Annotated in this window: 12 protein-coding genes; 6 read left to right on the forward strand and 6 right to left on the reverse strand. The window is 66.2% G+C overall.

Annotated elements, in window-relative coordinates:
• Positions 1-22: 22 nt before the first annotated feature.
• The 3 genes from BM197_RS08340 to BM197_RS08350 all read right to left on the reverse strand — a co-directional run bounded on the left by BM197_RS08340 (position 23) and on the right by BM197_RS08350 (position 2,276).
• A complete protein-coding gene (locus tag BM197_RS08340; protein WP_090710535.1) occupies positions 23-1,081 on the reverse strand; it encodes a DUF11 domain-containing protein in 1,059 nt (352 codons plus the stop codon).
• Entirely contained in the window at positions 1,078-1,668 is a 591-nt protein-coding gene (locus BM197_RS08345) for a SipW-dependent-type signal peptide-containing protein (RefSeq protein ID WP_090710537.1), read from the reverse strand. The genes BM197_RS08340 and BM197_RS08345 overlap by 4 nt, the downstream gene beginning before the upstream one ends.
• Positions 1,669-1,766: 98 nt before the next feature.
• Entirely contained in the window at positions 1,767-2,276 is a 510-nt protein-coding gene (locus BM197_RS08350; protein WP_177216782.1) for an alternate-type signal peptide domain-containing protein, read from the reverse strand.
• Between the two features lie 321 nt (positions 2,277-2,597).
• Here BM197_RS08350 and BM197_RS08355 point away from each other — a divergent pair, with 321 nt between their 5' ends.
• A complete protein-coding gene (locus BM197_RS08355) occupies positions 2,598-3,419 on the forward strand; it encodes a response regulator transcription factor (RefSeq protein ID WP_090710756.1) in 822 nt (273 codons plus the stop codon).
• 262 nt (positions 3,420-3,681) lie between these two features.
• Here BM197_RS08355 and BM197_RS08360 read toward each other — a convergent pair whose 3' ends face one another.
• The 3 genes from BM197_RS08360 to BM197_RS08370 are packed head-to-tail and all read right to left on the reverse strand — an operon-like array spanning position 3,682 to position 6,176.
• The gene (locus BM197_RS08360) at positions 3,682-4,527 is read right to left on the reverse strand and encodes an ABC transporter permease (RefSeq protein ID WP_090710539.1); all 846 of its coding nucleotides are present in this window, start codon (positions 4,525-4,527) and stop codon (positions 3,682-3,684) included.
• Entirely contained in the window at positions 4,524-5,513 is a 990-nt protein-coding gene (locus BM197_RS08365; protein ID WP_090710541.1) for an ATP-binding cassette domain-containing protein, read from the reverse strand. Before BM197_RS08365 ends, BM197_RS08360 begins: the two co-directional genes overlap by 4 nt.
• Before the next feature lie 54 nt (positions 5,514-5,567).
• Positions 5,568-6,176 (reverse strand): maleylpyruvate isomerase N-terminal domain-containing protein, encoded by a 609-nt coding sequence (locus BM197_RS08370; protein ID WP_177216783.1) that lies wholly within the window; start codon positions 6,174-6,176, stop codon positions 5,568-5,570.
• Between the two features lie 40 nt (positions 6,177-6,216).
• Here BM197_RS08370 and BM197_RS08375 point away from each other — a divergent pair, with 40 nt between their 5' ends.
• The 5 genes from BM197_RS08375 to BM197_RS08395 all read left to right on the forward strand — a co-directional run bounded on the left by BM197_RS08375 (position 6,217) and on the right by BM197_RS08395 (position 10,296).
• Entirely contained in the window at positions 6,217-7,350 is a 1,134-nt protein-coding gene (locus BM197_RS08375; protein WP_177216784.1) for a lactonase family protein, read from the forward strand.
• Positions 7,351-7,359: 9 nt separating this feature from the next.
• Positions 7,360-7,998 (forward strand): GNAT family N-acetyltransferase, encoded by a 639-nt coding sequence (locus BM197_RS08380; protein WP_090710544.1) that lies wholly within the window; start codon positions 7,360-7,362, stop codon positions 7,996-7,998.
• 72 nt (positions 7,999-8,070) lie between these two features.
• A complete protein-coding gene (locus BM197_RS08385) occupies positions 8,071-9,027 on the forward strand; it encodes a DMT family transporter (RefSeq protein WP_342714565.1) in 957 nt (318 codons plus the stop codon).
• Positions 9,028-9,082: 55 nt separating this feature from the next.
• The gene (locus BM197_RS08390; protein ID WP_090710545.1) at positions 9,083-9,382 is read left to right on the forward strand and encodes a chorismate mutase; all 300 of its coding nucleotides are present in this window, start codon (positions 9,083-9,085) and stop codon (positions 9,380-9,382) included.
• Entirely contained in the window at positions 9,379-10,296 is a 918-nt protein-coding gene (locus tag BM197_RS08395) for an SDR family NAD(P)-dependent oxidoreductase (RefSeq protein ID WP_090710546.1), read from the forward strand. Before BM197_RS08390 ends, BM197_RS08395 begins: the two co-directional genes overlap by 4 nt.
• The last annotated feature ends 59 nt before the right edge of the window (positions 10,297-10,355 follow it).

A 10,355-nucleotide genomic window follows, 5' to 3' on the forward strand; every position in this document is an offset into this window, starting at 1 on the left:
ACTGGAGCAGGATGTCACCATGTCACCGTCCCCCAGCCGGGGTGTTCACGGGATACACCACAGTGACGGTGCCGGTCGACGTGTTGTTTGCCGGCTCGTGGTCGTAGATCGATCCCCGTACGGTCGCTGTCACCGACAGCAACGGGTCGCCGGAGTACGTCGACGGCACCGTCCCCTGAAAGATGATCGATTTCGACGCCCCGGCAGACAAAGTACCCGCGTCGCAGTCAAACGTCTGTGCCATCCCGGTGACCGCCGGGCACGAATTCGGCCCGGAAAAGGAAGGATTCGCCAGCCCGGTGGGAACCACGACGCGCACGACGGCGCCGTCGTTACTGAGGCCGTTGTTCGTCACGGTGATCGTCCAGCGCGGACCGTTCGATCCTCCCGGGGTCACCCAGGGACTCGCGACGACCTGGGTCGTCGCGAGGTCGGTTGAGTCCTGGATCGTTGAGACGACCGGGACCAACAAAAAATTGACCGTCCACTGCGGGGCACGAGTGTCGATGTAGGTGACGGTCGCCTGGGCGTAGCTGATGATCTTCTCGGCGGTGCTGTGCGCGTTGACGATGCTTCGAAGCGTGAACGTCGCCCTGCTCTCTGGCGCGATGGCCCCACCTGTCGTCGCCGTAGCGCCGTCGCCGAGCCGTGCGGTGAAGGTGCCAGACGACGCGAGGTATTCCGCATGATCATCGCCTGCGGCATCCGACTGCGACGCTCCGGTCGTTCCTAGAGATCCGGCCTCGAAGGTGAGCCCGTCAGGGATTGTGCCGCTGAGCCGGGTGAGACCGGACGGAGCGCCGCCGTTGTTCGTGACGGTGGTGGTGTACTCGAGGGTGTCACCGACGCGGGGCGGCGTGCCTGGGCTGGTGACGTTGGTGAGGGTCGTGACGGCGACAAGGCACGGCCCCGAACCAGTGGGGACGCCCCGGACGGTCGGGCAGTTGTCCGCGAGGGATGCCGCCTGGACGTTTGCCCGGCTCGTTGCGTGAGTGCTCCAGTAAGCGTGGGAGATCCCGCTTCCGGAGAGAACGAGGAACAGGATGACGGCGGCAAGCGCCGCCGCGCGATTGCGCATCATGATCGCGGAACCTGGGCGCCGTCGAGCTCCACGGCGAAAGCGGCCGCTGCTCCCTGCACCGTGCTCGGAGCGTCTGCGCTGAGGTAGACCTCGAGGCAGAGCCGAACGTCGGCCCCCGGCGGAAGAAGGAGGGGGCTGCCCATGGACGCAGGCAACGCTGTCGGCGGGGTGCCAACGGCGCCGGGCGCGCAGGCGTCAGAGGGGCGGAGAGCGACGGTGAGGTGGGGAGCAAGAACGGCGTCCGTGCTGGAAAAGACCGGGGCGGCGGCTGTCACTGAAAGCGGAACTGTTCCGGTGTTGTGCACGGTGAGGGGTGCCGCCGACACCACCGAGCCGCCGGGATACAGATGGGCCGCCGTCATGGGGATGGTCGCGTCCGTCATCCCGTTGATGGTCAGTCCCGTTGAGCCGGCCGTCAGGGTGGGCGCGTTCACCGAGGCGTTGTCGCTCCATAGCGCGTAGGTAGCTCCCGTCGCCGAGAGCGCGGTCGCGATTGCGACCCCGAAGACGCCGGCGGTGGCGAGAATCCGCCGGATGGCGGACGACCTCGGCCTCTCGGAGGCGTGTGCCCTTCTGTGCTGTGTCATGCGGGGTCCGCGTCCTTTGCGAGTGTGGGAATCCGGATGCTCCGGCGACCGAGGAGCCGGGGGTGCCCGCCAGAGGGCGGGCGCCCCCGCTGAATGGGCTACGGAAGAAGAACCTGCTCCAGCGACACCGTTACGGGGCCTGGCGTGAATGTCTGGTTCTGGCCGGTGCGCCCGGCCGTTGTCCAGTCGAACACGACGGTGATCGTCACCTTGACTTCGTAAGTCCCCTGGTCGAAGGTGTACAGGTTCTTATTGGCCGGGTCCCGAGTGGCTCCCCCCGACACACTGAAATTCGTGGTCACCTCCGCTCCGGTGATTTTGGACGCGGGCTCGCCGACGTTGGCGATCAGTTGTGCGTGGAGGTTGTCTCCCTTGGCCTTTACCGTGAAGGTCTCTGTGTAGGTGACGGTGTCACCGGGAACGATGTGCGCGAGTTTGGGTGCCCACGACCCCTCAGCGGCGGATTCGACGATCTGCAGCTCACCGGAGTTCACCGCCCCGGCGGTCACGGTTGTGGAGTCGTTCCACAGGGCGAACGATCCGAGGCCGCCGAGCAGGAGCGTGATGCCGGCTGCACCGGCGATGGATCCCTTTACGAACTTGTTCATGGTGTTTCCTTTCGAAGACGCCACTCCAGGCGCCGAAGCTGGGCAATACGACCGCACCGGGATCATTGCGGTGCTTATCGCCGTTCCCCCAAAGCGTTGGGATCACTGTGGTGGGGCAGTCGCGGCAACGGCGCAAGGAGTCCTCAAGAATCACGCAAAATTTGAGTAATTCTCAACAACAAGGGGCGCCACGTACCCCGCGTTGGGGTCGCGCTCCGGCCCGAGATTTCCGCGGCGCCAACTAGAGTGGAGCCGAAGTGAGTATCGTGCCGCTTGCACCCGACGGGAAAGTGCAAACGCTCGATGGGGGGACCGCTCAAGATGGCAGAGGACACGCGCCGTACGGCTGTGGTGATCGAGGACGATGCTGACATCCGGATCCTCGTCGAGACTGTTCTGCGGCAGGCGGGTTTTGACGTCACCTCCACGGCGAGCGGTACCGAAGGGGTTGAGCTGGTTCGCGAGAAGCAGCCGAGCGTTGTCACCCTCGACATCGGTCTTCTCGACATCGACGGGCTGGAAGTGGCCCGCCGCGTGCGCCTCTTCAGCGATTGTTACATCGTCATGCTCACGGCCCAGTCAGACGAAGCGGACCTCCTCTTCGGTCTGGAATCCGGGGCAGACGATTACGTGATCAAACCGTTCCGTCCACGAGAGCTACGCGCCCGCATCGAAGCAATGCTCCGTCGACCACGCTCGAGCAGCACTCTGGCGCCGGACGCCGCGACGCCGCCGGTTGAGCCGGCGCGCGTCCCCGAGCCCCGGGTGACGAACGCGGACCCGCCGCGACCTGCCCTCCAACCGGCCCGGGACGAACTGGTCTACAGCCACAACGGACTCACCCTCAATGCCGACACCCGAACGGTCGAGCTTGACGCCGCCGAGCTCGAGCTCACCCGCACCGAGTTCGACCTGCTCAAGTCGATCCTGCAGAGCAAGCGTCGGGTGCGCTCCAAAGCCGACCTGGTCCGCGAGCTGCGGGACGATATTTACATCGCCAACGACTTCGTCAGCGAGTCGGAGGAACGCTCCATCGAAGTGCACGTCGCGAACCTTCGACGAAAGCTGGCCGACGACCCCAAGCATTCGCGCTGGATCGAAACGGTCCGTGGCGTCGGGTACCGGCTGTCCGTAATGGTCTGACGCGGCTCCAGCTGCCGCCTGTCTGGTGCCGGGCGGCGAGAAGAGGCGACGCCCGGTGGACTTCAGGGGAATCATGGCGGCGAGGGGGGGGTCCGCCACGATTGTGCTGCTGTAGATTTCCACCGGGCATCGGCCCGAAGCGGTATTCGGGTTGCCGCTGACTTAGATTCTTCCTGTCGATTATCAGGATTTCGGGTGGTCTAACCTCAAGGTTTGTCAAAGATTCGATGCCGTCGACTGTGCGCGGAGTGAGGAATGCGAATCAGCGTGACGTCACTTGCGAGAACCGGCGGATGGCCAAAGGTACGAAGATGATCAGAATCACGACGACTCCGATCAGAACGGCGAGTTCCGGGTTCTGCTGCACCCACCTGTCGCCGACCGGAGTGCCAGGAGGCACATTGCCGAAGAGCTCACGGGCAGCCTGCACGAGCCAGGTCACGGGGTTCCACTCGGCGATGAGCCGCAGCGGCGGAGGCAGGGTCTCGGCCGGGACGAATGCGTTCGAGATGAAGGTCAGTGGGAAGAGAATGAGGAATGACACGTTGTTGATCACCTCAGGGCTGCGCACCATCATGCCGAGAAAGGCCATCACCCACGACAGCCCGTAGGCGAAGAGGAGCAGTATCGCGACGCCGCCCACGGCCTCGAGAAAACTGGATCGAATCCGCCAGCCCACGACGAACCCGGTCGCCATCATCACGCCCATCGAGATGCTGTTGATGAGCAGGTCGCCGTTCGTCCTGCCGATGAGCACAGCCGATGGGCTCATCGGCAGGGTGCGGAACCGGTCGATGATCCCGTCTTTGAGATCCTGGGCCATCGCCGATCCGGAGTACGTGGACCCGAACACGACGGTCTGCGCGAAGATCCCAGCCATGATGAACTCGGTGTACGTGCTGCCCGGGATATCGATGACGCCGGCATAGACATAGGTGAACAGCAGCACGAACATGATCGGCTGAAGCGTGGTGAACACGAGGATGTCCGGCACTCGTTTGATCTTGATCAGGTTCCTGCGGGTGGTGATCCAGCCGTCGTTGATCCAGCGCGAGAGCGGACCGGGTCGCGCCGTGGCATCCGTTCGGATCGCTGCCCCGACGGTCACGGTGCTTTCTCCTTCACGGTTTCAGCCTCGGCATCGGCGGTGGTGTGCCCGGTGAGCCGCAGGAACACGTCGTCAAGCGTGGGCCGCCGCATGCCGGCGTCGAAGAGGGCGACGTTCTGCTGCTCGAGGTCTCGCAGAACGAGCTGTAGCGCCTCCGGACCGCTCGCCACGCTGACCGTGACCGTGCGCGAGTCATTCGACACGGCGGGCTCCGAGGTGCCGTAGCGGCGCAGGACCTCCACTGTGGCGACGGTGTCATCGGGGGTGACGAGGTTCAACTCCACCCGTTGGCCACCGACGGATGCCTTCAGTTCGTCGGCGGTTCCCCTCGCGATCACCCTTCCCTCGTCGATGACGTTGATGTCGTCGGCGAGCTGGTCTGCCTCCTCCAGGTACTGGGTGGTGAGGAGAACCGTGGAGCCCTGGCTCACCAGTGAGCGGATGATGTCCCACATGCCCAGGCGGCTCCGCGGGTCGAGCCCGGTGGTCGGCTCATCGAGAAAGAGCACTTCCGGCTGGGTGACGAGGGCGCCGGCCAGGTCGATCCGCCGCCGCATGCCACCGGAGAACCCTTTCACCGGGCGGTTCTGCGCCTCGGACAGGTCGAACAGATCGATCAGTTCCTTCGCTCGCGCCCGGGACGCCTTGGCGCCGAGGTGATAGAGCCTGCCGACCATGTCGAGGTTCTCGAAGCCGGTGAGATTCTCATCCACCGCGGCATACTGACCGGACACGCCGATGATGGGGCGGATCGCCTCAGGGCGGCGCAACACGTCGATGCCGCCGATCGTCGCGGTGCCGCTGTCTGGGACGATGAGCGTCGTCAGCACCTTTACCGCCGTGGTCTTACCGGCACCGTTCGGTCCGAGAATTGCGGTGATCGTGCCCCGTGGCACGGAGAGGTCCAGCCCGTCCAACGCGTGGACCGGCTCTGCGCCCTTGGGTGTGTATGTCTTTGTGAGGCCGACGGCCTCAACGAAATTCATCCTCCGACGGTACTTACCCGATCCGCGCCGGTCAACAGGCTTCCCGTAAGAAGATCAGACGACGCTGAACCCCTCAGGCAGCGTTTCGCGGCCGGTCAGCGCCATCAGCACCTGCTCGCCGTCGCCCTTGCGCGCGGCGATCCCGGCCGCCAGCGCCGCGGCCTCTTCGACCAGGTCCGGGTCGAAGAGGGCTTTCTGACCGGTGGCGCGAGCGATGTCGATCGAGTGGACGACGAGTTCGAAGACGCGCGTTCGGAGGTATTCGTCGAGCGGAATCCCCATTCCGCCAAGGGACACCAGGCGTGACGGCTCCTGGGCCAGGATCAGGTTGAGTGCCTTCTCCTTCAGCTCCTCGATCCGGGCGGCCTGGTCGTCGCCGAGCGCGATGCCCGCGGCGACGCCGCGCTGGGCGATGGCCTCCGGGTTCGTGTAAACGAGGTAGATCTGCCCGTAGTAGTCACCGGCGGTCTCCATATCGATCTGGTTCGCCGGGTCGAGTTCGAGGTAGTCGCGGACGGTGATCAGCGCGCGGGCGGTGTGACCGACGAGCGAGCGGACGCTCCACACACCGAGCCCAAGCGATTCCCACTGGTCGGATCGGATGCCACGGACCAGGTCGACGAAGACATCGGCGGCGCGGGAGAAGCTGGAGGCAGTGCCCATGGTCCCCATGCTTGCACGAACTGCTGCCAGACTGAAAGGCATGGCACAGCGCGAGGTCCCCAACCCCTTCTTCTGGCTCGGCTCGTACACCGAGGATGCCGGTGGGTCCGGCGCCGGAATCACCGCACTCCGGCAAGAAGACCGGGGCACGCTGCATCCGCTGTCCTCGTCGGCGCTCGACTCGCCGTCGTTCATCGCCACCCACCCCACCCTTCCCGTCGTGTATGCCGCACTCGAACACTCCGGCACGGTCGAGGCGCTCGCCCGACGGGGCGAATACGGGCTCGTGCCGCTCGGCAAACCGATCGAGGCCGGGGAAGCGGTCTGCCAGCTCACGGTGACGCCGGACGGCTCGGCTCTCATCGCGAGTTGCTACGGCGACGGACGCGTCGTTGTGTTCGCGCTGGCCGGCAACGGATCGTTCGCTGCCGACGGCATCGCCGCGGACGCCTCCAACGACCCGTACGGCAATCCGCTCGCAGCGCAGGCCGCGTCGGAGGAGCCGGTCGACTTCGGTGACGACCCGTTCGCCGAACTCGCGCTGCGCAAGGCGGTGTCCGACGCCGCCGTCGACCGCCAGTCCCGCGCGCACGCCTCCCTCGTGCTGCCGGAGGGCCGCGTCGCGACAACGGACCTCGGCCACGACACCGTCCGGATCTGGGCCCGCACCGGCACGCGACTGTCGCGCAGCCAGGAGATCGTCCTCCCGTTCGGCGTCGGTCCGCGCCACCTGGTCGCCCACCCGTCAGGCCACGTGCATGTCGTCACCGAATACTCCAACGAAGTCTTCACGCTGGGGCGGGGGGACGACGGGAGATGGCGGGTCGTGGCATCCGTTCTCGCGACGGCCGATTCGATCGAGGACGGTGACAACGCCTCGGAAATCAGCCTCGCGGCCTCCCGCGAACAGCTCCACGTGTCGATTCGGGGCAGCAACCGGGTGTCAACCCTTGCGATCACCGGGGACGGGTCGACCGTGCGCGCGGTGGCCGACGTTGACAGTGGCGGCAACTGGCCGCGGCACCATGTCGAGTCGGGAGAGCTCCTGCACGTCGCCAACGAACGATCCGGTGGAGTGTCGAGTTTCCGCCTTGATTCGCGCGGCGTGCCCTCCAAGCGGATCGGGACGGTTGAAGTGGGCTCCCCGACCTGCCTCGTCCGTGCGCGTCTTTAGACTGTTCCGGTGATCGCAACGATTCCTGAGCCAGCGTCGCTGGTCGGCACATTCCTCCGGCTCGATCCGATGACGAGCGACGATCATCCAGGGCTGTTCAACGCCATAGCGACTCCCGACGTCTTCGCCGGCGGGTACGGTGGAGGCCCGGCGGGACTGCCGCGCGACCTCGACGCCTTCACACGATTCGCCGCCGGCTATTTCAACCAGGGAACCAACCGGTCTTTCACGATCCGTCTCATCGGCGGCGGCGACGCCGACGGCCTCATCGTCGGCACATCCACCCTCGGTGACTTCGATGAGGCGAACGAGCATGCGCACCTTGGCTGGACCGCGTACAGTCCCACGGTGTGGGGTTCGGCTGTCAACTCTGAAGCGAAGCTGCTTCTTCTCGGCCTCGCCTTCGACTCGGGGTTCGGGCGGGTGAAGATCCAGGCCGACGAACGGAACGAACGGTCACGGGCGGCAATCGCCGGGATCGGCGCGACCTTCGAGGGGCTCATCCGCCGGGACAAGCGGCGCGCCGATGGAACCTGGCGCACCACGGCCCAGTTCTCGGTGATTCTCGACGATTGGCCCGATGTTCGAGCCCACCTGGAAGCGCGATTGTCGAGGCAGGTTGGCCCCGTCGTGCCGCGTCCGTCCTGATCGGGCAGGATCTTGCGGTGCCGTGGCCGGAATCCGCCAGTGGCGACGCCGCGCGGTCGCTAGATTGACTGAGTGACCAGCATCCGCACCAGCCGATCCCCGCGCATGACCCCGCCATCGACCCAGACATCCGCCCAGCCGCGGATCGTGTTGCAGTTCATCGGTATGGGGATGATCTGGGGTGCCAGCTTCCTTTTCATGAAGGTCGCGCTCGAAGGCGTCTCGTTCGGGCAGGTGGCCTGGACCCGGATCATGCTCGGTGCTCTCACCCTCGGCATCATCGCCCTTGTGACGCGCGCCCGGCTCCCGCGCCAGCCGATCATCTGGCTGCACTACGCGATCATCTCCATCACCTTCTGCGTTATCCCATATCTCCTGTTCGCCTGGGCGGAGCAATACATCTCGTCGAGTCTCGCCTCGATCCTCAACGCCGTGACGCCGATCACGACCGCGATCATGGCCACCCTCGTCTTCCGGGTGGAGAAACTCAACTGGGGCCAGGTCCTCGGGGTGCTCGTCGGCATGGTGGGTGTCGTCGTTATCGTGGCGCCATGGCAGGTCGGTGCGCTGCTCGGCGACTGGCGTGGACAACTGGCCTGCCTCGGGGCGGTGACCTGCTACGGTTTCGCGCTCGGCTACCTGCGCAAGTTCCTCGCCCCGTACAAGGTGCCGTCGATCACGTCGGCGTTCATGTACATCGGGATGGCGGCGGTGATCATGGCGCTACTCACTCCGGTGGTTGCCTGGCATCCCGTGCAACTGGACGTCTGGGTCGTTCTGAGCCTGATCGGCCTCGGCGCCCTCGGCACCGGCGTTGTCTACATCTGGAACATGAACGTACTCGCAGCATGGGGGCCAACAGCCACGAGCGGGGTGACCTACGTGACCCCGGTCGTCGGCGTGATCCTCGGCGTGCTGCTCCTGCAGGAGTCGCTCGGCTGGCACGAACCCGTCGGCGCCGTCCTGGTATTCATCGGCATCCTGCTCACCCAGCAACGCATCCGGCTCAGCCGTCGCGTCGTCGCCTGACGTCACACCAGAGGGCAACGTCCGGCACGACAGCCCGGCGCGGTAGATTGGTCGCATGGTCGAGAACGCAGTCTCCGCAGAGCTCAACAGCCTTCGACGCAGCATCGACAACATCGATGCCGCGCTCATCCACATGCTCGCCGAGCGGTTCAAGGCCACCCAGCAGGTCGGCACCCTCAAAGCGGAGCACGGGCTGCCCCCCGCCGACCCCGAGAGGGAGCGGCGCCAGATCGCACGCCTCCGCGGGCTCGCCGAAGAAGCACACCTCGACCCGGCATTCGCCGAGAAATGGTTTAACTTCGTCGTCGCCGAGGTCATCCACCACCACGAGCAGATCGCCAACGGGCAACGGTGACCTGGGACCCCGTTCGGCTGCCGTCCCAGCGCGGACGGGTGGTCGCGGTTACCGGCGCGAACGCGGGGCTCGGGTTCTGGACGTCGTTCGCGCTCGCGCGCGCCGGCGCATCCGTGATCCTGGCCTGCAGGAATTCGCAGCGAGCGGATGCCGCGATGCGCGCGATCCGTGCGCGGGTACCTGACGCGGAGCTTTCGGTGCTGCAGCTGGACACGGCGGACCTCGCGTCGGTGAGATCCGCCGGCGAACACCTGGCCGGGCTCGATCGGCTCGACGCCCTGGTGAACAACGCCGGCATCGTGCACCCGCCCCTGCGGCGGACAGAAACCGTCGACGGGCTCGAACTGATCACCGCCACCAACTTCTTCGGGGCGTTCGCGCTCACCGCTGCAGCTCTTCCCGCGCTCGAACGGACCCCGGGTTCGCGCGTCGTGTCTCTCGGAAGCCTCGCCACCTTGTTGGTGTCGTTGCGGCTCGATGACCTGCAGTTGACCCGCCGATACTCAGGATGGCAGGCGTACGCCCAGTCGAAGATTTTGCTGTCGTCGTTCGGGTTCGAACTCGACCGCCGTCTGCGCGAGCGGGGGAGCGGCATCCGGTCTCTCGTCGCCCACCCCGGGTACTCGATCTCTGGGCGCACCCCTCACGTGCCCGGAGTGAATGAACCGAGCCGCGGCAAGCGGTTCGTCGACGGGCTGCAGGCCCCGTTCACGCAGGGTAAGAACCGCGGCGCTGAACCGGTCGTGCGGGCGGTCACCGACCCGGATGCCGGCGGCGGTGCCTTCTACGGCCCGCGCTACGGGGCGAAGGGGCCGGCGGTCCGCGCCCAGCCTGCGGCCGTCACCGTCGACGCGGGTGCCGCCCAGGCGATCTGGTCCGAAGCCGAGGTCGCGACGCGCACGCCGTTCCTCTAGCGCGCCGGGCCGCTCGCGCGGGTGTTGTTGCGCTGCGCGGGTGCAATTGCACCCGCGCA

The sequence above is a fragment of the Mycetocola miduiensis genome, from assembly GCF_900115155.1.
GTDB lineage: Bacteria > Actinomycetota > Actinomycetes > Actinomycetales > Microbacteriaceae > Mycetocola_A > Mycetocola_A miduiensis.

What these genes read in the sequence shown, in the direction of transcription:
- BM197_RS08340 (WP_090710535.1), bottom strand. Translation starts at nt 1,081, where the DNA reads ATGATGCGCAATCGCGCGGCGGCGCTTGCCGCCGTCATCCTGTTCCTC.
- BM197_RS08345 (WP_090710537.1), bottom strand. Translation starts at nt 1,668, where the DNA reads ATGACACAGCACAGAAGGGCACACGCCTCCGAGAGGCCGAGGTCGTCC.
- BM197_RS08350 (WP_177216782.1), bottom strand. Translation starts at nt 2,276, where the DNA reads ATGAACAAGTTCGTAAAGGGATCCATCGCCGGTGCAGCCGGCATCACG.
- BM197_RS08355 (WP_090710756.1), top strand. Translation starts at nt 2,598, where the DNA reads ATGGCAGAGGACACGCGCCGTACGGCTGTGGTGATCGAGGACGATGCT.
- BM197_RS08365 (WP_090710541.1), bottom strand. Translation starts at nt 5,513, where the DNA reads ATGAATTTCGTTGAGGCCGTCGGCCTCACAAAGACATACACACCCAAG.
- BM197_RS08370 (WP_177216783.1), bottom strand. Translation starts at nt 6,176, where the DNA reads ATGGGCACTGCCTCCAGCTTCTCCCGCGCCGCCGATGTCTTCGTCGAC.
- BM197_RS08375 (WP_177216784.1), top strand. Translation starts at nt 6,217, where the DNA reads ATGGCACAGCGCGAGGTCCCCAACCCCTTCTTCTGGCTCGGCTCGTAC.
- BM197_RS08390 (WP_090710545.1), top strand. Translation starts at nt 9,083, where the DNA reads ATGGTCGAGAACGCAGTCTCCGCAGAGCTCAACAGCCTTCGACGCAGC.